The organism is Nocardia sp. NPDC024068 (assembly GCF_040638875.1).
In the GTDB taxonomy this organism is placed as follows: Bacteria; Actinomycetota; Actinomycetes; order Mycobacteriales; family Mycobacteriaceae; genus Nocardia.
The window spans coordinates 17,607-41,115 of record NZ_JBEZYU010000045.1 but is presented as its reverse complement, the minus strand read 5'-3'; the positions used below and the strand labels follow the sequence as shown (position 1 = coordinate 41,115).

Here is a 23,509-nt window from a genome sequence, read left to right as displayed (position 1 = left end):
CGCCTTCGACGAATGGCTTCTTGATCGGCTCCACCCCTTGGCCGGGCGGCGGTAGTCGCACGTTCGCGCGGTCACTAATCGAGGAGGAAGAGTTGAGCACAATATTCACGAATACCGAAGTCGAATCCGATACCCCGGCGCGAAAACCCCGGCACGCCCGGTTCGGCGGAGCCGGACGCAACCACCCCCTCAACATCGTTCTGGTCGCGCCGCCGTACTTCGACGTGCCCCCGGCCGGTTACGGCGGTGTCGAGGCCGTGGTGGCCGAACTGGCCGACACCCTGGTCGCGCGGGGACATCGGGTGACGCTACTGGGTGCCGGAAAGCCCGGTACCCAGGCGGAATTCGTACCGGTCTGGGAGACCACCCAGGCCGACCGGCTGGGCGATCCGTTCCCGGAGGTCGTCAACGCGCTCAAGGTGCGGCGCATGGTCGAGAAACTGGCCCGCTCCCGGCATATCGACATCATCCACGACCATACTTTCGCCGGTCCCCTGAACGCGCCGGCCTACGAGAATCTGGGCATCCCCACCGCGGTCACCGTGCACGGGCCGGTCGACAACGATATGTGGGAGTACTACGGGTCCCTCGATGAGCACACCCGCCTGGTCGCGATCAGCGACCGGCAGCGCGAACTCGCGCCGAGCTTCAACTGGATCGGTCGCGTACACAATGCGCTGCGACCCAGTGAATGGCCGTTCCGCACCGAGAAGCAGGACTACGCACTGTTCCTCGGCCGGTATGCCTCCTACAAGGGACCCCAGCTCGCACTGCGTGCCGCTCATGAAGCCGGTATCAAACTGATCCTGGCCGGTAAATGCAACGAACCGCCGGAGAAGGCGTTCTTCGCGCAGGAGATCGAGCCCCTGCTCACCGATACCGACCACGTCTTCGGGGAAGCGGACGCGGTGGCGAAACGAGAGCTGCTCGCGGGCGCACGCTGCCTGCTCTTCCCGATCCAGTGGGAGGAGCCGTTCGGCATCGTGATGATCGAGGCCATGGCCTGCGGCACCCCGGTGGTGGCGCTGCGCGGCGGTGCGGTCGAGGAGGTGATCGAAGACGGTGTCACCGGCATCATCTGCGACCATCCGGATGAACTGCCGGCCGCCATCGCCCGCGCGAGCGCACTCGACCCGCATGCCTGCCGTCGGCGTGTCGAGGATTATTTCGGCGTGGATCAGCTCGGCGCCGGGTACGAGGCCGCGTATTACCGCATACTCGATGCGTGGGACGAATCCCACAGCAGGGGCCAGATATCGACCGCCGCCGGTATCCGCCGCACCGCGGTACCCGCGATCCGCAGCGACGCCGGCACGACACCGGTATGGAGCAGGGCATGAGCGTACCGCCGCCGAGAATTCTCAACTCCGGCCAGCCCGCCGCCGTCAACGGCGGCGGCGGGACGGTCACTCTGGTCGAGGCGAGCACATTCTGCTTGTCCGACCCCCTCGGCGATATCCATTCCGGCACTTCGCAGGGCCTGTTCTATCGCGATTCCCGGGTGATCTCCCGCTGGGAACTGCGGTTGGACGGCCAGCCCGCCGAACATCTCACGGTACTCACCCCGGAGGCGTTCAAGGGCCGGTTCATCCTGCGTAAGCCGCCGCGGGCCGGTGTCGCGGACAGCACCGTACTGGTGGTGCGGCGCCGGCTCATCGGCAACGGCCTCAAAGAGGGAATCACCGTGCACAACCTCGGTCACGAGGACACGGCGATGACCATCACCCTCTTCGTCGACTCCGATTTCGCGGATCTGTTCGCGGTCAAGGAGGGCCGGAACCACGGCGGCGGTGCGGAGCACAATGCCGTGGACGGCGATCTGCATCTGACCGATCACAACGAACCCGGCCGCGGCCTCACCATCAGCGCCACGGCCGGGGCGGTCATGCTGCCCGGCACCATCACCTGGCAGGTGGTGGTGCCGGCCCGCGGCCGCTGGGATACCGAGGTACTGGCCCAGCCGGTGCTCTCGCACCGGCGGGTGCAGATGGCCTTCGGCGACGACGAGGACAGCCCGATCAGCCGCCTCAAGGCGTGGCGGGCCACCGCCACCGATCTGACCGCCACCGATCCGGCACTCTCGGAGGTGCTGCAGCGCACCGAAAGCGATCTGGGCGCGCTGCGCATCGACGGCAGCGTCGACGGCGCCCCCGCCTATGTAGCCGCCGGGGCACCCTGGTTCATGGCCCTGTTCGGCCGCGACAGTCTGCTCACCTCGTGGATGGCGCTGCCGCTGGATTCCGCGCTGGCCGTGGGCACCCTGCGGCGCCTGGCGGATCTCCAGGGCACCAAGGTCAATCCGATCACCGAGGAGGAGCCGGGCCGCATCATGCACGAGATGCGGCACGGCCCGGCCAGCGGGCAGGTCCTCGGCGGCACCGTGTACTACGGATCGGTCGACGCGACTCCGCTGTTCGTCATGCTGCTGGCCGAATGCTGGCGCTGGGGCGCCGGGGATGCGGTGGTGCGCGAACTGCTTCCGGCCGCGGACGCGGCGCTGGCCTGGATCGACGAATACGGCGACGCCGACGGCGACGGATTCGTCGAATATCGACGGAAAACCGATCGTGGACTGGCCAACCAGGGCTGGAAAGACAGTTTCGACGCGATCAACGATGTCACCGGTCATCTGGCCGAACCCTCGATCGCGTTGTGCGAGGTCCAGGGTTACGTGTATGCGGCCCGTCAGGCCCGGGCCCAGCTGGCCGAACATTTCGGCGACGCCGGTACCGCGGCCCGGCTGCGGGAACAGGCCGAGAACCTCAAGGCCCGTTTCGACGAGGCGTTCTGGGTGGAGAAGAACGGCTGGTACGCGGTGGCCCTGGACGGCCAGAAGAACCAGGTGGACTCGCTGACCAGCAACGCCGCCCAATGTCTGTGGACCGGGATCGTCTCCGACGAACGCGCGGCCGAACTGATCGAACGCCTCGCCGATATCGCCATGGACAGCGGGTTCGGTTTACGCACCCTGGCCGCCACGATGGGCGCGTTCAACCCGATGAGTTACCACAACGGGTCGATCTGGCCGCACGACACCGCCATCGCGGTCGCGGGGCTGCTGCGCTATCGCCATATCCCGGGCGCGAGCGAACTGGCCGAACGGCTCACGACCGGCCTGCTCGACGCCGCCGGTGAATTCGGTGGCCGCCTGCCGGAGCTCTTCTGCGGATTCGCCCGCACCGAATTCCGGTCCCCGGTCCCCTACCCGACCTCGTGTTCGCCGCAGGCCTGGGCCAGCGCGGCGCCGCTGCTGCTGGTGCGCTCGTTCCTGGGGTTGTCGCCCTGCGCACCGCACCGCGTCCTGCGCGTGACCCCGCAACTGCCGCGGGAATGGGGCAAGGTGGGCCTCACCGATCTGCGGCTCGGCCCGGCGACGGTGAGTATCCACGCGGAGGGCACAACCATGCACGTCCACGGTCTGCCCGACGATTGGAAACTTGTCACCGAATAGCAATCCCCGGTGTGTCAACATCGCGAAGCGGTGCCGGGACGATATCTTGGGTGGTTGAGTTGATCATGGCCCCTTAGGATGGACGTCTGTCCACCAGTCGTCCTTAAGGGGTGGAACCATGAATATTGTTGCCCGGCATCTGTTTCTGGCGATCGCGATCGCCCTCTCGCTCGTGGTCGTCCCCGCCGGGGCGAACGCGATGACCCTCGGGGAACCCCGTTCCGCACCCGTTTCCGCCGTGACGCCCTCCGACGGCGCGGTGGTCGGTATCGCCCATCCCGTTACCCTCCGGTTCTCGTCCGCGGTAGCCGACCGGGAACGTGCCGAGCGGTCGCTCTCGGTCACCGCCGGCGATCCGCTGCCCGGTACCTACTCCTGGCGCGGGGATCGGGAGCTGACCTGGACGCCGAGCGGATTCCTGCCGGCGAACACCACCTTCACGGTGAATTTCGGTGAGCACCGCACCCAGTTCCAGACCAACGGCGGCGTGGTCGCCGACGCGAATATGTCCACGCATACGTTCACGGTCAGTATGGGCGGTCAGGTGGTCCGCACCATGCCGGCCTCGATGGGCAAGCCCGGCTGGGAAACCCCGGTCGGCACGTTCCCGGTGCTGGAGAAGTTCCGCAACATCATCTTCGATTCGCGCACCATCGGTATTCCGCTGGACTCCGCGGAGGGATACCTGATCGACGGCGAATGGGCGGAACGGCTCACCTGGGGCGGCGTCTTCATACACTCCGCGCCCTGGTCGGTGGATGCCCAGGGCAATTCCAACGTGAGCCACGGATGCATCAATCTCGCTCCCGCCGACGCGTCCTGGTACTACGAGAACGTCGGGATCGGCGACCCGGTCACCGTCCACTGGTGACCGGTCCCGGACCTCGCACTGCGTAGTTTTCCGTGATCCACTAGAACGGTGGAGAACGAGCGCGCGTAGCGAACGACGAAGGGGGCCGCGCCATGGATCGACCACCGTCGAACCCGGGCGCCGGTGCGGACCGGTTTCCCACGGACCCCGTCCGCCCGCCGCCCGGCGCTCCCCGTCCCGGCGACCCGGATCCGCAATCGTGGCGACCGGAGCTGTACCTGCCGTCGCACGGCGGGCCCGGAACGGGCGACGAGTCGATGCCCACCGAACCCATTCCGGTGCTGCGGCCACCGCACCCGCCGGTCGGCGCCCCCGAGCACTACGAGGGCGATTGGGCGGACTGGGTGGCGCACGGGCACCCGGACGGGCCCGGCGGCGAGTATCCGGCGGGTCCGGATCGGACGCACGGCCCGGCGGCCGATCCCGCCGGACATCCACCGGCCCACGCCCCCTCCGGCGAGCCCGCTGAGCCGCGGGATACGGCACCCGGCATCCCGGCGGCCGAGGAACCGACCACGGCGCAGCAGCGGCTGCGAGCCCGGCTGACCACCTCGAACCGCACCGATCCCGCCCCGGCACCGAAAACCGCCACCTCGGGCGGGGGTATCCACTGGATTCCGGTACTCCTCGGTATCGCGGGCGCGGCGGCGCTGGCCGCCGCCGTATACGTCCAGTTCGCGGTGGTCGGCGGTGGCGATCCCCCCGCCCCGGCCAGGGCCGCGCCGAGCGCCACCGCACCCGCGACCGCCGCCGCCGATCCCCAGTGTCCCGCCGGACGCACCGGCAACTCCGTGCAGGGCAACAGCCCGGGCAGTGACGATTCCGGGACCGACGCCATTTTCGGGTTCCAGCACGCCTACTACGTCGCCCGGTCCGGGGAGCAGGCCCGGGCCCTGGTCGCGCCGGACGCCGCGGTGCCGTCCGCCCCGGATATCCAGCAAGGGATCGACAGCATTCCGGCCGGGACCACGTATTGCGTGCAGATCGCTCCGGGCGCCTTCGTCGGCCAGTACACCGTGACAGTCACCGAGTACCGGCCCGGTTCGGCACCCCTGGCCTACAACCCGCAGCTGGTGACAACGATGCGAATCGGTGACAAGACCTTGATCACCGGTATCGGCCCCATGCCGTGACCGCCACGATTCGATCCGCACCGCCGGGACGGGTGGTGGGCGACCGCGGCGGGGAGCAGACTCGGAAGATGGACGCCATCGGCACGGTCCGGGTCCCCGACCACCCCACGGTGCAGGCCGCGTTGTCGCTGGCCCGCCGCGCGCCCTCGGTCCACAACACCCAGCCGTGGCGCTGGGTCTTCGACGGGCACCGGCTCCAGCTGTACCGGGACAGCAGCCGCCGGCTCGCCTCCGCCGATCCGCAGAGCCGCCAGCTGACCATCAGCTGCGGCGCCATGCTCGACCACGTCCGGACGGCGTTCGCCGCGGCCGGCTGGGATACCGAGGTGACCCGCCTGCCCGATACCTCCCCCGACCATCTCGCCGGAATCGACTTCGCGCCCGCGCACGCCGTCTCCGACAGCATGCGCGAACGCGCGGCCGCCATCGATCGCCGCTACACCGACCGGCTGCCGATGCTGCCGCCCCGAGACTGGGAGCGGGTGGCGCCCGCGCTCACGACGACGGCCACCGCGCACGACATCGTGCTGGAGGTGCTCGCCGATTCGGCCCGGCTCCGGCTGGCGGCGGCGTCGGCGCAATCCGCGGCGCTGCGTGAATACGACCCGCAATATCTGAACGAACTGCACTGGTGGGCGGGTAACGACTCCCCCGCCGACGGCGTACCGCTCTCCGCACTGGTTTCGGAGGCCGAACTGGCACAGGTCGGCGTGGGCCGGGCCTTCCCGGCCGCTCCGCCCTCGCTGCGGCGCGGCGAACTCACCGACGCGTCCCGGCTGCTGGTACTGGGGTCGGCCGCCGATAGTCCCCTGGATTGGCTGCGCACCGGCGAGACCCTGTCCGCGGTCCTGCTGGCGTGTACGGCGGCCGGGCTGGCGACCTGTCCGCTCACCCATATCACCGAGGTCCCGGTGAGCCGGCGCACCATCACCAACCTGCTGACCGTCCCCGCGCTGCCGCAGGTGGTGATCCGGGTGGGCACCGCGCCCACGTCGTCCGCGCAACCGCCGACCCCGCGCCGGCCGGTCGGCGATTTCCTGGATCTGCACCGCGAACGCTGAACATCCCGTCGCGGGCGCCGCAGCGGACCAGCACGGGAACGGCCCCGGAGCAACCGGAATCGGATTACTGTTCCCCCATGACTGCCGCGATCGATATCTCCGGTCTGGTGAAGACTTTCGGCCGCACCCGCGCTCTGGACGGGCTCGATCTCGAGGTGGCCGCCGGTGAGGTGCACGGTTTCCTGGGACCCAACGGCTCCGGTAAGTCCACCACCATCCGGGTACTGCTGGGTCTGCTCCGAGCCGACGCGGGCGCGGTCCGGTTGCTCGGCGGCGATCCGTGGTCCGGCGCCGCCGAACTGCACCGCAGACTCGCCTACGTACCGGGGGACGTCAGCCTGTGGCCCGGTCTCACCGGTGGGGAGGTGATCGACCTGCTCGGGCGGCTACGTGGTGGCCTGGATGAGACCAAACGTGCCGATCTACTGGAACGCTTCGACCTGGATCCGACGAAGAAGGGCCGCACCTACTCCAAGGGCAACCGGCAGAAGGTCGCGCTGGTGGCGGCGCTGGCCTCCGATGTGGAACTGCTGCTGTTCGACGAACCCACCTCCGGGCTGGATCCGTTGATGGAGGCGGTTTTCCAGGAATGCGTGGAGGAGATACGCCGCGACGGCCGCACCGTCCTGCTGTCCAGCCATATCCTCGCGCAGGTGGAGGCGCTGTGCGACCGGCTGACCATCATCCGGCACGGGCGCGCGGTCGAAACCGGGACGCTGGCCGATCTGCGGCATCTCACGCGGACCTCGATAGACGCCGAAACACATAATCCGGCAACAGGTATGGACGAACTGAAGGGCGTCCACGATCTGGTGGCCGACGGCACCCGGGTCCGATTCCAGGTCGACACCGTCGACCTGGGCGCGGCCATGACGCATCTGACCGCCTTCGGTATCCGCACCCTCACCAGTCAGCCGCCGACCCTGGAGGAACTGTTCCTCCGGCACTACGGCGACGAACTCGCCGCCGCGGGGGTGCCGGAATCGTGACCACACTGCGACCGCGCACTCCGGGCGGCCGGTATGCGGGCACATTCACCGGTACCGGCGCCCTCACCCGGTTCGCGCTGCGCCGCGAACGTTTCCCTCTGGTGGCCTGGATCGTGGGCGGCACCATGATCTATTGGTCGCAGGCGGTCGCACTAGACGCGGCCTATCCGCAGCAGGCCGATCTGGACGCACTCGCCCGCAGTATGTCCGGCAACGCCGCAATGATCGCCATGGCCGGTCCGCCGCGGGTACTCGACACCGTGGCCGGTCAGGTCGCGTTCCAGTCCAGCGCGTTCGGCATGGTGGTGGCCGGGCTGATGAGTATGTTCCTCATCGGCCGGCACACCCGCGCGAACGAGGAATCCGGACGCGACGAACTCATCCGGTCGGCGGTGGTGGGCCGCTACGCACCGCCCATGGCGGCGGCCGTGGTCACGGTGATCGCGAATATCCTCCTCGGGCTGGCCATCGCGTTCAGCCTGATCGGATACGGTCTGCCCGGCGCCGGATCCATCGCGCTCGGGGTGGGGGCCGGCTGCGCCGGGCTGGTATTCGGCGCGATCGCGCTGCTGGCCGCGCAGATCACCTCGGGTACCCGGAGTTGTTACGCGATCACCGGCGCCGCGCTGGCCGTGTCCTATCTGCTGCGCGCGGTCGGCGATGTCGGCAACGGTGTGCTGTCGTGGTTCTCACCGCTGGGCTGGGGGCAGGCGATGCGTCCCTACGATCACGAGATCTGGTGGCCGGCCCTGTTGTCGCTGGCGGTGGCCGCCGCAATCGGGTTGCTCGCGGCCCAGGTTCTGGACCGGCGGGATTTCGGCGCCGGACTGGTCCCGCCGCGGCCGGGCCCCGCGCGCGCCGCCGAATCCCTGCACGGCGCCTTCGGATTGGCGTGGCGCCTGCAGCGGGGCCTGCTGATCGGGTGGGCACTCGGAATGTTCTTCGGCGGACTGTCCTTCGGCACGATCGGCAACGATGTGGAGGATCTGCTCGGCGAGATCGATCTCGATCAGGTACTCGGCCAGAACATGGGCAGCATGGTGGACGCGTTCTACGCGATGGCGGTCGCGATCCTGGCGATCATCACCTGCGCCTATACGATTTCCGCGGGACTGCGCCCCCGCGCCGAGGAATCCGCCGGACACGCGGAGCCACTGCTTTCGACCCGGCTGCCACGGCTGCGCTGGTTATCCGGGCACGCGGTGATCATGCTGGCCGGATCGGCCGTGGTGCTGGCGCTGAGCGGGTTCGGGATGGGTATCACCTACGGCCTGATCACGGGTGACCTCTCGCAGCTGATCACCCTGACCGGCGCCGCCCTGGCCTACCTGCCGGCGGTCTGGGTACTGGGCGCTGTGACGCTCCTCCTGTTCGGCTTCGCGCCACAGGCCACCTCGGCGGCGTGGCTGGGGATGGTCTTCTGCGTGGTGGTGCTGATGTTCGGTGCGACACTGAAATTCCCGGGTTGGCTGATGAGCCTGTCACCGTTCGACAACCTCCCCCTGGTACCGGCGCAACCCTTCGACGCCGTTCCCCTACTCGTCACCACCGGTGTGGCGCTGCTGCTCGGCGCGGCCGGTGCTTTCGGTTTCCGCCGACGCGATCTGGAGACCAGCTGAACGACGCCGCAGCGGCGGCGCCGAGGCGCCGCCGCCGAATATCAGCGACCGCCGCGGATGGGACGGCTCTCCGGGAAGGTCACCGGCAGCGATACCAGGGCACGGTGAAAGGGTCCGGGCCGCCAGCGCAATTCCGAGGCCGGTACCGCCAATTCCATTTCCGGAATCGCGTCCAGCAACTGATCGAGGGCGTCCTGCACGATCAGCAGCGCGACCGGGCGAGCGGGGCAGCCGTGCGGACCGACACCGAACGCCAGATGGGATCGATTATCGGTCAGACCTCCGGATTTGATGGCGGGGTCGTTGTTGCAGGCCGCCATGCTGATCACGACGGGCTGATGTGCCGGCAACCAGATACCGTCGATGAGCATGGGCTGGCGGGGGTAGCTGATGCAGTAGTTGGCCAGCGGTGGATCGCTGAACAGCACCTCGTCCAGCGCGTCCCGGGTCGACAGACTGCCGTCGAGCACGGTGGCCGCGAACCGCTCGTCGGTCAGCATCAGCAGCAGGGTGTTGGCGATCAGATTCTGCGGTGGTTCGGTGCCCGCGCCGTACAGCAGCGCCAGCTGCTGCCGGGTCTCCTCGTCGGTGAGCTGCGCATGATGGCGGACCAGGCGGCTGGTGATATCGGAACCCGGCTGGACTCGTTTGAGCCGGGCCAGCTCGAGCAGCGCATCGGCCTGCGCGGCGTTTCCCTCCGCGGCGCCCACGGTATCGAACATGGCCGCCAGTCCGCGGGCCGCCCGGTGGCCCAGTTCGGGCGGGCACCCGAGCATGGAGTTGAGCACCGCGAAGATGAGCGGTGAGGCGTACTGGCCCACCACATCACAGTGGCCGTCCACGCAGAAGGAGTTGATCAGCGAGATCGAGATCTCCTCGATCACGGCATGTAGTTCGTGCATATCGACTCCGCCGATGGCCGAGACCGCCGCCGACCGGTAACGCAGACGGTCGTTACCCACGGTTCGCAGCGGGTTGGGGCGGTACTCCATCATCGGCAATACCGGGCAGTCGTCGGGGATACCGCGCTGCCACATTCGGGGGTCGGCGGGGAAATGCTCCGGATCGTTGAGGATCCGCACCGCGGTGTGGTAGCCGATCACCAGGGTCGCCGGTACACCGGGCGAAAGCTCCACCGGCGCCAGGGAACCGAAACGCCGGCGCATATCGCGGTACACCCGGTGCGGATCGGCCGCGAAATCCTCGGTGTACAAGGGGATATGCGGACCCGATGCGTCCACCGGCGAGCCGTGGACCATGACCCGCTGGTCGGGCAGTTCGAGCTGATCAGGTTGCGCTGTGGTCAAGACATCACACTCCGAGGTTCGTATGAATCGGCGAATAGTGCGTTCTCGCAGACCTATCCGCCGACCCATACATCCCGCTCAGCGACGTCCGCGACGAGCCATCAGCAATGAAGTTGTAGTAGACCGGAATTGCTCAGAGTATCGGGTTCAGCCCAGGTACACAGGCAATTCCCGATGCCCGTTGGAAACGAAGCTCACCACCGGCCGTAGCTCGCTCACCTCGACCGCCAGCCGCATCTCCGGGAACCGCGCGAAGAGGGCGGGCAGGGCGATCTCACCCTCCATCCGCGCCAGCGGAGCGCCGATGCAGTGATGCGCGCCGTGCCCGAAGGAGATGTGGTCCTTGTTCGGACGGGTGATATCGAAGGTATCGGTGGTCGCGCCGTGGACCTTCGGGTCCCGGCCGGCGGCGGCGTAGGAGGCCAGAATCGCCTCACCCTTGCCGATTCGCGGGCCACCCTCGATATCGATGTCCTCCACCGCGTACCGCAGCGGAATATGGGCGACCGGCGCTTCGTAGCGCAGCGTCTCCTCCACCACCTCGGACCAGCTCACCTGGCCCGCCAAAGCAGCCGACCGCTGCTGTGGATGGGTGAGCAGCGCGACGATCGCCTGGTCCAGGAGATTGACCGTCGTCTCGTGTCCGGCGTTGATGGTGAGCATCAACGTATTGACGATCTGCTCCTCGGTGAGTTGCGAGCCGTCCTCGTCGCGGTTGGTGATCATCACGCTGGTGATGTCGTCACCCGGGTGGTCCCGGCGGAAGGCCACGAGTTCGGAGACCAGACCGAACATTTCGACGTAGTTGGCCTGCGCCGCGGCCTCGTCGAGGGTGGTGTCGAAGTACCGGTCGACGCATACCCGCAGTGCCGGGCCCAGCGTTTCGGGGACCCCGAGCAGTTCGGTGATCACCTGGATCGGCACCGGATAGGCGAACCCCTCGCGCAGATCGACGACCGACCCGGCGGGTGCCGTGGCCAGCGCGTCCAGCAGCTCCGTCACCAGCGCCTCGACCCGGGAACGCAGGGCCGCGGTCCGGCGGTGGGTGAACGCGGGCGAGACCAGCTTGCGCAGCCGCCGATGGTCGGCGCCATAGGCGGTGAACATGTTCTCCACCGCGATCCACGGCAGCAGCGGCCAATCCTCGGTGATCTCACCGTTGCGGAACGCCGCCCAGTGCTGCCGCGGATCCTTCGATACGCGCGGATCGGTCAGCAGGCCCTTCAGTACCGCGGCATCGGTGACCGACCAGGCCGGCACACCCCCGGGCAGCTCCACCAGCGCCACCGGGCCCTGGGTGCGCAGCCGTACCGATTCCCCCTGGGTATCGGCCCCGGCCATATCCAGGACGATGGGTTCGCGTTCCAACGAGTGTCTCCTTACACAATATTGAACGGCGGAGAAGGCGGGAATGCGACCGGTAGTGCCGCCAGCGCCCGGTGGAAGGGCCCCGGCCGCCACGCGAGCTCCTCGGCCGGTGCGGCCAGCTCCAATTCCGGAAGCGTGTCGAGCAGCAGGTCGATCGCGCCCTGAACCACCACGAAGGCCGGCGACTGGGCGGGGCAGGCATGCGGTCCGATGCTCCACGCCAGATGCGAACGGTTACCGGTGTGATCGCCACCGCGGATCACCGGATCGTTGTTGCACGCGGCCAGGCTGATCACCACCGGCTGATGTGCCGGCAACCAGGTGTTCTCGACCAGAATCGGCTGGCGCGGGTAGGTGGTGCAGAAGTTCGCCATCGGCGGGTCGTTGAACAGCACCTCGTCCAGTGCGTCACGGGTCGACAGACTGCCGCCGAGCATGCTTCCGCCGAACCTGTCGTCGGTCATCATCAGCAGCAGGGTGTTGTTGATGAGATTCTGCTGCGGCTCGACACCGGCGCCGTAGAAGCTGATCAGATTGGACAGCAGCTCCTCGTCGTCGAGTTTGGCCGGATGATGCACCAGTCGCGAGGTGACGTCGTTGCCGGGATCGGAGCGCTTCTGTAAGACCAGCTCCATCAGCGCCTCGCTCAGATGGGTTATCCCCCATTCGGCGTTGACGGTGTCGAAGAGCGCGGCCATCCCGTTGGCCACCCGCTCCCCCAGTTCCGGAGTGCACCCCACCATCCGGTTGATCACCTCGAACACCAGTGGGAACGAGTACTGGGTGACGAGGTCCGCTTTGCCGGATTCGCAGAACGTGTTGATCAGCGGGACCGCGATACTCTCCACGGTCTGATGCAACTCGTGCAGATCGATCCCGTCGATGGCGTGCACATACGCCTGGCGGTAGCGCTGATGCAGCTCGCCACTGTTGCGCAACGCGTTCGGGTACCACTCCATCATCGGCTTGACCGGTGAATCGGCCGGAATGCTGGTCTGCCAGGTCCGCGGATCGGCCGGAAATCGGTCCGGATCATTGAGAATACGGACCGCCGCGTCGTAGCCGATCACCAGAGTCGCGGGCACACCCGGCGCCAGATCGATGGGGACCAGCGAACCGTAGCGGTTCCGCATCGCGGCGTAGGCACGATGCGGACCGTCGGCGAATTCTTCGGAGAACAGACTGAAACGCGGGCCGACGCCTCCGGTGGGTTCCCCGACCACCGGACAGCCGGCGAAGGGGGGTTGTTGCTGCGGAACCGGAGAGAACTGCGTGGTCAAAGACGAGACTCCAATCGGTGGAACAAGTATTCGACGAGCGTGATCAGCGACTGCAGGCAGGTACGCCGGTCACGCGCGTCGAGGGCCACGAGTGGAGTGTCTTCGGTCAGGTCCAAGGCCTCGCGGACCTCGGACAGCGGATATCGATTGGACCCTTCGAACTCGTTGACTCCCACCGCATACGGTACGCCGCGCTCTTCGAGCGTGGCCAGCACCTCATCGGCCTTCTCGATTCGACGGGTGTCGACCAGTACGAGGGCGCCGAGCGCGCCCTTGGCCAGTTCCTCCCACAGCGGGATGAACCGCTGCTGGCCCGGAGTACCGAAGAGGTACAGCGCCAGTTCGGGATTGAGCGTGATACGGCCGAAGTCCATCGCGACCGTGGTCGTTGTTTTCGACCCCAGTCCGCCCAGATCGTCGATGCCGACGCTGGCCTCGGTGATGGTCTCCTCGGTCCGCAAGGGTTTGATCTCGGAAACACTGCTCACGAAGGTGGTCTTGCCGACGCCGAAATTACCGGCCACCAGCAATTTCACCGATCGGGTCACCGTCTCCGGCACATAGTCGACCGCGCGACCGTAATCCGCGGACCGATCAGGCCGGGAGAGCACGGAGCCCATTGAGTACCTCCTCGAGCAGGGCGATCTCCGGCATTATCTCCGCCGGGGTCGGGATATTGAGATGTCCGGTGTCCAGCAGATCGGAGACGACGATCGTCACCACCGAGGGCGGGAGGTCGAGGTAGGCGGCGACCTCGGCGATGGACAGGGCACCCCGGGCGCAGACATCGATCACCCGGCGCGCGTCCGGGGTGGCGCCGGGCGCCGGGTCGCCGAGGGCGACGACCAGGGTCACCAGGCCCAGATCGCGGGTCGGACGCGAGCGCCCGCCGGTCCGCACATAGGCACGGACCAGGTCTGGATCACGCCGCGACCGGCTCATTGCAGATCGCCGCCGTGTGCGCCTCTGCGGGGCTCACTACCGAGCTCGTGACCCACCCGGCCCGCGAGCTCGTTCATCCGATGCGCGATGAGACCCACATCGATATCGGTCATGGTCGCCACGCCCAGAAGCGCGCCCTCGCCCGCCGCGGTGATCATGATCATGCCCTGGTCGTATTCGGTCATGTTCTGCCGCACATCGTTTCCGTTGCTGCCGCAGAATTCGCCGAGCGCCTTTCCGAGCGAGCGCAGGCCCGAGGCCGCGGCCGCGAACCGTTCGGCATCATCTTTCGCGATACCCGCCGAATGCGCGATGCGCAGTCCGTCTTCGGACAGCAGGACGGCGAATCGGACGCCGGGAACCTCGAGATCGTCCAGTAACCAGCCCAGTTTATTGGTGCTGTCTGATACCACTGTCCTCGGTGAACCCATCAGGATGTCATCCCTTCGGTGTGTTCGGATGCGGCGGCACGGCCGCTCTTGGAGCCGCTCTGCCAGGCGGCGGCGATATCGGGACGGGCCTGGCCCGGTTCGGTCCTGGACGGATCGGCAACACTGTCGTTGATATCCGCGGGTACCGATGCCGCGCGCCGCCGGCGTCTGGGCAGGCCACCGCTGGTGATGTCGTGGACCGTCGTCCGCTGCTCGTCGGCGTAGTCGTCATCGGGCGTCGCCGCGGGCGATAACCGTTCGCTCGGCACCGCGGCTTCGGATACCGCCGGGACCGCGGCATGTGCCCCGGTAGTGGTGGCGGCGGAATGGGCTCCGCCCGCCGAGGAGGCGGTTCCGGCCAGGGCATTTCCGTTGCCGGCGGATACCGAGGAGGCCTGACCGCCGGGTACCGCGGCGAGTTCCCGCGGGGTTTGTCCACCATTGGGCAAAACGTCGTTCTCCTGGTTGGTCTTGGGAGCGACCAGCAGGGCCTCCGGGATGTAGACCATGGCACGCATACCGCCGTAGGCGTTGGGGCCGTCGATGTAGACGGTGAACCCGTAGCGGCGGGCGAGCGCGGCGATACCGGGGAAGCCGACCTTCGGGGCGGGGCCGAGCTGGTGGATGTCGACCGAGCGTTCGTTGGCGAGGACCTGCCGGGCCTCTTCCATCTGCTCGGCGTTCATCCGCACACCCGCGTCGTCGACGATCACGGTCACCCCGTGATGGCCTTCCTGGAACGTGACATCGACGAAGGAGGTCGGCGGCGAATAACGCAGCGCGTTGTCGATGAGCGAGGCCAGGGTGTGCACCAGCGGTTCCACCGCACGACTGATGACGATGCGGTCGAGCTGGGATGGCCGGACACGAAGGTAGTCGCGCACACGGCCGGTCGCGCCGCCGACCACGTCGGTAAGCGACTGGGCGGGCCACCGGCGGCCGGGCAGACCGCCACAGACGATCACATAGGACTGCGCCTGACGGATCATCTGCTGAACCGTGTGGTCGATGCGGATGAGCGTTTCGTAGACCCGATCGTCACGGTGCTCGCGCAGCGCGGAACTCACCACCTGGCTGACGTCGGCGCCCAGGCTCACCACGGAGGTACCGAACGACCGCACCGCGGCACTGGTCGCTTCACGCGACAGCGTCTCGGCACGCTCTTTACCGGATTCGGCCTCGTCCCGGACCGCCCGCTCCGCACTGGAAACGGCGGTGCGGACCTGTTCTTCGGTCTCCCGGGTGACGGTTTCGCGGGTCTCGTTCTGGACAGTGCGTAGATCTTCGGCAACCCGGTCGATGATCCAGCGCAGGCATTGGGCGAAGCGCGAGTTCTCCAGGCCCGGTGGCACTTCGGGGCCCGTGGCGGCCTGCTCGAACCGGCGGACGGACTCCGATAGTGCCGGCAGTGTACTGGCGGCGAGATGCTCGAGCGCATCCTCGCGAACTGCCAGTTCCCGCTCGAGCACGGTGAGTCGCTTCTGTTGTTCGCGCACGGCCCGAACGGCGTACCACGCCACGCCGAGCACCAGTATGGGGGCGAGGATCCAGGGAAGCAGCACGGCGGTATTCAGATTCATCAGCTTTCTCGTCGTTGACGGGGCTCGAGGTGCGCCACGCGGTGCCGTGGCAGACCACGGCGCTTCGTCTCGCCTTCCTCGCGACGCCGACCATGTTCGCCCCTGGCCGGATGAGGTCCGTGCCGGGTACCTCGGCTACGGTCGGTGACATATCCCTTGGTTACTTTCGGCTACTCGAAAGTAACCAAGGGACAAGTCATTCGGCCGATCGCTGCCCATCGGAGCACATCCTCCGATGGCCCGGAACCCGACGACCCGATCACAGTAGCAGCATTGTCGTGAACTCTCTCAATAACGGCCGATAATCGATTGTCACCGATCCGTGATAGTGCCGCGACCTCGTGTAATGCGGAAAGGCATTGCGACGGTGAAGATCACGCGGGCGGCACCCGGCTCCGCATGCACATGCATCCGGGAGTGCCACACTGCACATCGCGAGCGCATCCCCTATCACCAGCGACGGAGGACCGAAAACGGACCGGGCGGTCGGTGATTGGCGGTGGGACGGAAAAGTTGATATTTAGGAGGGTCGAATACTGTTGCGACCCCACGGCTTACCGGGTCCACCCGCTCCCGAAATCCAACAATGGGGCAAATGAACCGGTCCCCACTGCCGAGAAACCCGAATATCCGGGTAATCCGGCGAAGCACCGCGATTACCGGGAAGAAATACGACCGTTTCACCGTAAGGAGCCTGCCGGTCCATACCATCGGTCCGGTTACCACTCCCGCCCCGGACCAATTCGGGTATAGACCAAAAAGCGACGGCGACCGAGTGGTCGCCGTCGCGAATTGAATGACCGGCCCGCCCGGGCCGGCCGCTAGACCGTGAAACCGAGGGCCCGCAATTGTTCCCGGCCGTCTTCGGTGATCTTGTCCGGACCCCACGGCGGCATCCAGACCCAGTTGATCTTCAGATCGTCGACCAGGCCGCTGCGCACCAGCGCGTTCCGCGACTGATCCTCGATCACATCGGTCAGCGGGCAGGCCGCCGAGGTCAGGGTCATATCCAGGACCGCGGTGGTCTCCTCGACCCGCATCCCGTACACCAGGCCCAGGTCGACCACGTTGATACCGAGTTCGGGGTCGACGACATCACGCATCGCCTCCTCGAGATCGGCCAGCTGCGCGAGTTCCTCGGCCGAGAGTTCGGTCTCGCCGGGTACCGCGTCGGCCGGCGCGGTCACCGGTGTGGTCTCGGTAGCGGAAGTATCGGTCATGGTGTTTCCCCGTTCCGTGCTCGCTCGGTATCGGATGCCGCGGCCACGGCGTCGGCCGCACCGTCGATCCGGAAGACGGCATCCTTGAAAGCCATCCAGCCCAGTAGCGCGCATTTGACCCGGGCCGGATATTTCGCGACACCGGCAAAGGCGATCCCGTCGCCGATGATGTCCTCGTCACCCTCGACGGTACCCCGGCTGCCGATCATCTCGTTGAACGAATCGACCACACCCAGCGCTTCGGAAAGCGGCAGGCCGATCACCTGATCGGTCAGCACCGAGATCGATGCCTGGCTGATGGAACAACCCTGCCCGTCGTAGGACACATCCTCGACGGCGCCGTTTCCGCCGAGGCGGACCCGCAGCGTCACCTCGTCCCCGCAGGTGGGGTTCACGTGGTGCACTTCCGCGCCGAACGGCTCCCGGAGGCCGCGGTTGTGCGGATGCTTGTAGTGATCCAGGATCACTTCCTGGTACATCTGCTCCATGCGCATGTTCTAGGCAACCCCGAAGAAGCTCTGGGCCTTCCGCACCGCGGCGACCAGTTCGTCCACCTCGTCCACGGTGTTGTACAGGGCGAACGAGGCCCGCGCGGTCGCGGCGATACCGAAGCGGCGATGCAACGGCCAGGCGCAATGGTGACCGACCCGGATCGCGACGCCCTCGTCGTCCAGGATCTGCCCCAGATCGTGGGCGTGGATCCCCTCGGCGACGAACGACACCGCGCCGCCGCGGTCCACGTTCTCGGTCGGCCCGAGGATCCGGATGCCCGGAACACCGCTCAGCCCGGCGAGCGCCGCATCGACCAGCATATGCTCGTGCGCGGCCACCGCGTCCATCCCGATACCCCGCAGGTACCGCACCGCGGCGCCGAGCCCGACGACCTGTGAGGTCATCGGCACCCCGGCCTCGAACCGCTGCGGCGGGGCGGCGAAGGTGGTCTTCTCCATGGTCACCGTCTCGATCATGGAACCGCCGGTGATGAAGGGCGGAACCTCCTCGAGCAGGGACCGCTTCCCGTACAGCACGCCGACGCCGGACGGGCCCAGCATCTTGTGCCCGGAGAACGCGGCGAAATCCACGTCCAGCGCCCGGAAATCGACCGCGGCGTGCGGCACCGACTGGCAGGCGTCCAGCACCACCAGCGCGCCCACGGCCCGGGCCCGGCCCACCAGCTCCAGCACCGGTGCCACCGCTCCGGTCACATTGGACTGGTGGGTGAACGCCACGACCTTGGTGGCCGGTGAGAGGTCGAGCGAATCCAGATCGATGCGGCCGTCGTCGGTGACCCCGTACCACCGCAACGTCGCACCGGTACGGCGGGCGAGTTCCTGCCACGGCACCAGATTCGCGTGATGCTCCAGTTCGGTGATCACGATCTCGTCGCCCGGACCCAGGTGATACGGAAACCGGTCGTCGGCGAAAGCGTAGGTCACCAGGTTCAGCGATTCGGTGGCGTTCTTGGTGAACACGATCTCGTCGGAGGCGACACCGACGAACCGGGCGATTTCGGCGCGGGCATCCTCATAGGCGTCGGTGGCCTCCTCGGCCAGCTGATGCGCGCCGCGGTGCACGGCCGAATTCCGCTCGGTCAGGAATTCACGTTCGGCGTCCAGCACCGCCAGCGGCCGCTGCGAGGTGGCCCCGGAATCCAGGTACACCAGCGGCTTCCCGTCCCGGACCGTACGGTTCAGGATCGGGAAGTCGGCCCGGATCCGGGCGACGTCGAAGGCGGGAAGGGTCGCGGTCATCTCAGGCTCCGGCTCCGGCCGTCTGGGTGAATTTCACATAGCCGTTGGCGTCGAGTTCTTCGGCGAGTTCGGGTCCGCCCTCGGCGACGATCCGGCCGCTCACGAAGACGTGCACGAACTGCGGCTGGATATAGCGCAGGATCCGGGTGTAGTGGGTGATCAGCAGGATCCCGCCGTTCTCACGCTCCCGGTACCGGTTGACGCCCTCGGAGACGATCCGCAGCGCGTCGACATCCAGCCCGGAGTCGGTTTCGTCGAGGATGGCGATCTTCGGCTTGAGCAGACCCAGCTGCAGGATCTCGTGCCGCTTCTTCTCACCACCGGAGAAACCCTCGTTCACGCTGCGCTCGGCGAAGGCGGCGTCGATATCGAGTTCGTTCATCGACTCCTTCACCTCCTTGACCCAGTGCCGCAGCTTGGGCGCCTCGCCGCGGACCGCAGTGGCCGCGGTACGCAGGAAGTTGGACGTGGAGACACCCGGCACCTCGACGGGGTACTGCATCGCCAGGAACAGGCCGGCGCGGGCCCGCTCGTCCACCGACATCGCCAGCACGTCCTCACCGTCGAGCGTGATCGAGCCCGAGGTGACGGTGTACTTGGGATGTCCGGCGATGGCGTAGGACAGCGTCGACTTGCCGGAGCCGTTGGGGCCCATGATGGCGTGCGTCTCGCCGGATTTCACGGTGAGGTCCACTCCGTTGAGGATCTTGACGGTCTCCCCGTCCGGAGTGGCGACCTCGGCGTGCAGGTCCTTGATTTCGAGGGTGGTCATAGCGTGATGGATTCCTTCGGTGGGCTGGGAAGCGGGGCGATTCGGTCAGGCGCCGATGGCGGCGAGTTCGGCCTCGATGGCCGACTCCAGCCGCTCGGCGATCTCGCGGACCGCGATCTTCTGGATGATCTCGTGGAAGAAACCGCGCACCACCAGGCGGCGGGCGGCGTCTTCCGGGATACCACGGGCGCGCAGATAGAACAGCTGCTCATCATCGAACCGGCCGGTCGCCGACGCGTGCCCGGCGCCGACGATCTCGCCGGTCTCGATCTCCAGGTTCGGCACCGAATCGGCGCGGGCGCCGTCGGTGAGAATCAGGTTGCGGTTGATCTCGAACGTGTCGGTTCCCTCGGCGGCGGCCCGGATCAGCACATCGCCGACCCAGACCGTGCGAGCGTCGCCCTTGTGCGAATCGGGATCGCCCTGGAGCGCGCCCTTGTACAGCACGTTCGATTTGCAGTGCGGCACCGCGTGATCGACCAGCAGCCGCTGTTCGAAATGCTGGCCGGCGTCGGCGAAATACAACCCGAGCAGTTCGGCGTCGCCGCCCGGTCCCGCGTAGCGGACATTGGCGGTGAGCCGGACCAGATCGCCGCCGAGGGTGACCGCGGTATGCCGCAGCACCGCGTCGCGGCCCAGGGTGGCGTAGTGGGCGGTGGCGTGCACCACGTCGTCGTCCCAGTCCTGCACCGCCACGACGGTCAGCTTGGCGCTGTCGCCGAGGACGAACTCGAGGTTCTCGGCGTAGGTTCCGCGACCGCGTTGATCGATCACCACGGTGGCGACGGCGAACGCGGCCAGCCGCACCTGCAGGTGACCGTAGGCGGTCTTCCCCTCACCCGGTCCGGTTATCCGTACCACGACCGGTTCGGCGACCTCGGTCTCCTTGCCCACCGAGATCACCGTCGCCTGTTCGAACCCGGAGTACGCCTGGGCGGCGACCCGGTCGGCGGGGGTTCCGCCCTCGCCCAGGCGAGGATCGTCGCGGCCCACCGTCTCGACGGTGACGCCGGTGACCTGCTCGACCTCGACACCGGCCTGCCCATCAGCGGTGGCGGTGCCGTTGTGCAGGCCGCGCAGCCGGCGCAGCGGGGTGAACCGCCACGCCTCGTCCTTACCGGAGGGGATCTCGAAGGCGTTCACATCGAACGAGGTGAAGACCTCGCCCTTGTTCAGCGCCGGGGTACGGGCCTCCGCGGCCGCGGCGACAGTGGACCCGGCGGCCGCGCTCTTCTGTTCGCTCGTAAGCCCGCTCACTAGCCGACGGCTCCTTCCATTTGCAGTTCGATCAGGCGGTTGAGTTCGAGCGCGTACTCCATCGGGAGTTCCTTGGCGATGGGCTCGACGAAGCCGCGCACCACCATCGCCATCGCCTCGTCCTCGGTCATCCCGCGGCTCATGAGGTAGAACAGCTGGTCCTCCGACACCTTCGAGACGGTGGCCTCGTGTCCCATGGTCACGTCGTCCTCGCGGATATCGACGTAGGGGTAGGTATCGGAGCGGCTGATGGTGTCGACCAGCAGCGCATCGCATTTCACCGTCGACCTGGAGCCGTGCGCGCCCTTGTTCACCTGGACCAGGCCACGGTAGGAGGCACGGCCGCCGCCGCGCGCCACCGATTTGGACACGATGGTCGAGGAGGTGTGCGGGGCCAGGTGCACCATCTTGGCGCCGGTGTCCTGATGCTGCCCCTCGCCCGCGAACGCCACCGACAGAACCTCGCCCTTGGCGTGCTCACCGGTCATCCACACGGCGGGGTATTTCATGGTGACCTTGGAGCCGATATTGCCGTCGATCCACTCCATGGTCGCGCCCGCCTCTGCCTTGGCCCGCTTGGTGACCAGGTTGTAGACGTTGTTCGACCAGTTCTGGATGGTGGTGTAGCGGCAGCGGCCGCCCTTCTTCACGATGATCTCGACCACGGCCGAATGCAGCGAATCCGACTGGTAGATCGGCGCGGTGCAGCCCTCGACGTAGTGCACGTAGGCGCCCTCGTCGACGATGATCAGGGTGCGCTCGAACTGACCCATGTTCTCGGTGTTGATCCGGAAGTAGGCCTGCAGCGGGATGTCCACGTGCACACCCGGCGGCACATAGATGAAGGAGCCGCCCGACCACACCGCGGTGTTCAGCGCGGAGAACTTGTTGTCCCCGGCGGGGATGACCGTGCCGAAGTACTCGCGGAAGATCTCCGGGTGCTCCTTCAACGCCGTATCGGTGTCGAGGAAGATGACGCCCTGCTCTTCCAGATCCTCACGGATCTGGTGGTAGACGACTTCGCTCTCGTACTGTGCGGCCACACCCGAGACCAGCCGCTGCTTCTCCGCCTCCGGGATGCCCAGCTTGTCGTAGGTGTTCTTGATGTCCTCGGGCAGGTCCTCCCAGCTGGCGGCCTGCTTCTCGGTGGAGCGCACGAAGTACTTGATGTTGTCGAAGTCGATGCCCTCCAGGTTGGAACCCCAGTTCGGCATGGGCTTGCGATCGAAGATCCGCAACGCCTTGAGGCGGTTCTCCAGCATCCAGGTCGATTCGTTCTTCTTGTCCGAGATATCGCGAACGACCTCTTCGGACAGGCCACGCTGCGCACTGGCTCCCGCCACATCAGAGTCGGCCCAGCCGTAGCCGTACTTACCCAGTGAGGCGATGGTCTCCTCTTGGGTCAGCGGTGGCACCTGGTCTGTGGTGGTCGTCATTCGGCGCTCCTTCCGGAGTCGTTCGTTACGTCCGCTGCGGGCTGCACAGCGGTGGTGCGGGAAGCGTTGTTCGGTTGGGTACCGGACTCCGGGGTCGGGAGCACGGTGAGCGGTACATGGGTGGTGCAGGCGCAGTCGCCGTTGGCGATGGTCGCCAGCCGCTGCACATGGGTGCCGAGCACTTCCCGGAAGACCTCGAGCTCCGCTTCGCACAGCTCGGGGAATTCCTCGGCCACGTGCGAGACCGGGCAGTGATGCTGACAGATCTGCACGCCCGCGCCCACCCGGCGGGTGGTCGCGGCGAATCCGGCGTCCGACAGCGCCGTGGCGATCTCGTCGGCCTTGGCCACCGTTTCGGACCGAACGGTATCGTCCGGGTCCGCGGCGGGCACAGCCGAGGGCTCACCGCGCTGGGCCGGCAGGGCCTCGATCCCGTCGACCAGCGTCCGGGCCCGCTGCCGCGCGAAGGCGGTGACGGCTTCTTCGCCACCGACCTCCCGTAACTGCCGGATGGCCGCACCCGCCAGATCGTCGTAGGCGTGGCCGAGCATGCTGCGCCCGGCCGCGGTGAGCTGGTACTGCTTGGCCGGACGGCCGCGGCCCTTCTGCTGCCACGGCGCGGAACGTCCCGCCCGAGCCTGGCCCGATTCGATGAGCGCGTCCAGATGGCGGCGGACCCCGGCCGGAGCCAGACCCAGCGCACTGCCGATCGCGGTCGCGGTGATCGGACCCTCCTCGAGCAGCATGCGGACGATCGCCGCCCGGGTATGACCCTCCCCGCCGGTCACGGGCACGCCGACGGACCCGGCACCGGCTCGGTGACCAGACCTTTCGTCCACGTTCGGCAAACCCACAGTTTTCACAACATCAGTGTGGCGGAATTCGTTCCCGAAATCTAATAAGGGTGCCCTGACCAGGTGGGTCACCGCGACCGGCCGGTTTCCCGGTCATCCGCGGAAATCGCCTGCTCCGGCGAACAAGCCCCCTGCTCCCGGGTCCCGCGGAATTCGTGGAGTGATGTGCTTCACTCCGGTGCAGTAC

Annotated in this window: 21 protein-coding genes; 7 read left to right on the top strand and 14 right to left on the bottom strand. The window is 67.3% G+C overall.

Annotated elements, in window-relative coordinates:
* Nucleotides 1-194 precede the first annotated feature (194 nt).
* The 7 genes from AB0F41_RS24770 (at nucleotide 195) to AB0F41_RS24740 (ending at nucleotide 9,124) form a co-directional block, all read left to right on the top strand.
* Nucleotides 195-1,340 carry a glycosyltransferase family 4 protein gene (locus AB0F41_RS24770; RefSeq protein WP_357427694.1) on the top strand — a complete coding sequence of 382 codons (1,146 nt, stop codon included), beginning with the start codon at nucleotides 195-197 and terminating at the stop codon, nucleotides 1,338-1,340.
* A complete protein-coding gene (locus AB0F41_RS24765; protein WP_357427663.1) occupies nucleotides 1,337-3,451 on the top strand; it encodes a glycogen debranching N-terminal domain-containing protein in 2,115 nt (704 codons plus the stop codon). The genes AB0F41_RS24770 and AB0F41_RS24765 overlap by 4 nt, the downstream gene beginning before the upstream one ends.
* 118 nt (nucleotides 3,452-3,569) lie before the next feature.
* The gene (locus tag AB0F41_RS24760; protein ID WP_357427661.1) at nucleotides 3,570-4,322 is read left to right on the top strand and encodes a L,D-transpeptidase; all 753 of its coding nucleotides are present in this window, start codon (nucleotides 3,570-3,572) and stop codon (nucleotides 4,320-4,322) included.
* A 92-nt stretch (nucleotides 4,323-4,414) separates the two neighbouring features.
* Nucleotides 4,415-5,455, top strand: a complete 1,041-nt coding sequence (locus tag AB0F41_RS24755) for a hypothetical protein (protein WP_357427659.1) — start codon at nucleotides 4,415-4,417, stop codon at nucleotides 5,453-5,455.
* 68 nt (nucleotides 5,456-5,523) lie between these two features.
* Nucleotides 5,524-6,516, top strand: coding sequence for a hypothetical protein (locus AB0F41_RS24750; RefSeq protein ID WP_357427657.1), 993 nt, complete (start codon nucleotides 5,524-5,526; stop codon nucleotides 6,514-6,516).
* A gap of 77 nt (nucleotides 6,517-6,593) precedes the next feature.
* The gene (locus tag AB0F41_RS24745; RefSeq protein ID WP_357427655.1) at nucleotides 6,594-7,505 is read left to right on the top strand and encodes an ABC transporter ATP-binding protein; all 912 of its coding nucleotides are present in this window, start codon (nucleotides 6,594-6,596) and stop codon (nucleotides 7,503-7,505) included.
* Nucleotides 7,502-9,124, top strand: a complete 1,623-nt coding sequence (locus tag AB0F41_RS24740) for an ABC transporter permease (protein WP_357427653.1) — start codon at nucleotides 7,502-7,504, stop codon at nucleotides 9,122-9,124. The genes AB0F41_RS24745 and AB0F41_RS24740 overlap by 4 nt, the downstream gene beginning before the upstream one ends.
* A 41-nt stretch (nucleotides 9,125-9,165) precedes the next feature.
* Here the strand turns inward: AB0F41_RS24740 and AB0F41_RS24735 are convergent, their stop codons facing one another.
* The 14 genes from AB0F41_RS24735 to AB0F41_RS24670 form a co-directional block, all read right to left on the bottom strand.
* Nucleotides 9,166-10,383 carry a cytochrome P450 gene (locus AB0F41_RS24735; RefSeq protein WP_357427692.1) on the bottom strand — a complete coding sequence of 406 codons (1,218 nt, stop codon included), beginning with the start codon at nucleotides 10,381-10,383 and terminating at the stop codon, nucleotides 9,166-9,168.
* 195 nt (nucleotides 10,384-10,578) lie between these two features.
* Complete coding sequence (locus AB0F41_RS24730) at nucleotides 10,579-11,799, bottom strand: cytochrome P450 (RefSeq protein ID WP_357427651.1); 1,221 nt, start codon at nucleotides 11,797-11,799, stop codon at nucleotides 10,579-10,581.
* Between the two features lie 11 nt (nucleotides 11,800-11,810).
* Nucleotides 11,811-13,022: a cytochrome P450 gene (locus AB0F41_RS24725; RefSeq protein ID WP_357427690.1), complete on the bottom strand. Its 1,212-nt coding sequence runs from the start codon at nucleotides 13,020-13,022 to the stop codon at nucleotides 11,811-11,813.
* Between the two features lie 53 nt (nucleotides 13,023-13,075).
* Nucleotides 13,076-13,699, bottom strand: a complete 624-nt coding sequence (locus tag AB0F41_RS24720) for an ATP/GTP-binding protein (protein WP_357427649.1) — start codon at nucleotides 13,697-13,699, stop codon at nucleotides 13,076-13,078.
* Entirely contained in the window at nucleotides 13,674-14,021 is a 348-nt protein-coding gene (locus AB0F41_RS24715) for a DUF742 domain-containing protein (protein ID WP_357427647.1), read from the bottom strand. The genes AB0F41_RS24720 and AB0F41_RS24715 overlap by 26 nt, the downstream gene beginning before the upstream one ends.
* Nucleotides 14,018-14,452 (bottom strand): roadblock/LC7 domain-containing protein, encoded by a 435-nt coding sequence (locus AB0F41_RS24710; protein WP_030521402.1) that lies wholly within the window; start codon nucleotides 14,450-14,452, stop codon nucleotides 14,018-14,020. Before AB0F41_RS24710 ends, AB0F41_RS24715 begins: the two co-directional genes overlap by 4 nt.
* Nucleotides 14,452-16,032 carry a sensor histidine kinase gene (locus AB0F41_RS24705; RefSeq protein ID WP_357427645.1) on the bottom strand — a complete coding sequence of 527 codons (1,581 nt, stop codon included), beginning with the start codon at nucleotides 16,030-16,032 and terminating at the stop codon, nucleotides 14,452-14,454. Before AB0F41_RS24705 ends, AB0F41_RS24710 begins: the two co-directional genes overlap by 1 nt.
* Nucleotides 16,033-16,853: 821 nt before the next feature.
* Complete coding sequence (locus AB0F41_RS24700; protein ID WP_357427643.1) at nucleotides 16,854-17,252, bottom strand: metal-sulfur cluster assembly factor; 399 nt, start codon at nucleotides 17,250-17,252, stop codon at nucleotides 16,854-16,856.
* Nucleotides 17,249-17,746, bottom strand: coding sequence for a Fe-S cluster assembly sulfur transfer protein SufU (gene sufU, locus AB0F41_RS24695; RefSeq protein WP_357427641.1), 498 nt, complete (start codon nucleotides 17,744-17,746; stop codon nucleotides 17,249-17,251). Before sufU ends, AB0F41_RS24700 begins: the two co-directional genes overlap by 4 nt.
* Nucleotides 17,747-17,749: 3 nt before the next feature.
* Nucleotides 17,750-19,003 carry a cysteine desulfurase gene (locus AB0F41_RS24690; RefSeq protein WP_357427639.1) on the bottom strand — a complete coding sequence of 418 codons (1,254 nt, stop codon included), beginning with the start codon at nucleotides 19,001-19,003 and terminating at the stop codon, nucleotides 17,750-17,752.
* Nucleotide 19,004: 1 nt separating this feature from the next.
* Nucleotides 19,005-19,775 carry a Fe-S cluster assembly ATPase SufC gene (sufC, locus tag AB0F41_RS24685; RefSeq protein WP_357427637.1) on the bottom strand — a complete coding sequence of 257 codons (771 nt, stop codon included), beginning with the start codon at nucleotides 19,773-19,775 and terminating at the stop codon, nucleotides 19,005-19,007.
* A gap of 45 nt (nucleotides 19,776-19,820) precedes the next feature.
* The gene (gene sufD, locus AB0F41_RS24680; protein ID WP_357427688.1) at nucleotides 19,821-20,951 is read right to left on the bottom strand and encodes a Fe-S cluster assembly protein SufD; all 1,131 of its coding nucleotides are present in this window, start codon (nucleotides 20,949-20,951) and stop codon (nucleotides 19,821-19,823) included.
* 80 nt (nucleotides 20,952-21,031) lie between these two features.
* On the bottom strand, nucleotides 21,032-22,468 hold the full coding sequence (sufB, locus tag AB0F41_RS24675) for a Fe-S cluster assembly protein SufB (protein WP_357427635.1): 1,437 nt from the start codon (nucleotides 22,466-22,468) through the stop codon (nucleotides 21,032-21,034).
* Nucleotides 22,465-23,385: a metalloregulator ArsR/SmtB family transcription factor gene (locus AB0F41_RS24670; RefSeq protein ID WP_357427686.1), complete on the bottom strand. Its 921-nt coding sequence runs from the start codon at nucleotides 23,383-23,385 to the stop codon at nucleotides 22,465-22,467. Before AB0F41_RS24670 ends, sufB begins: the two co-directional genes overlap by 4 nt.
* Nucleotides 23,386-23,509: the final 124 nt, after the last annotated feature.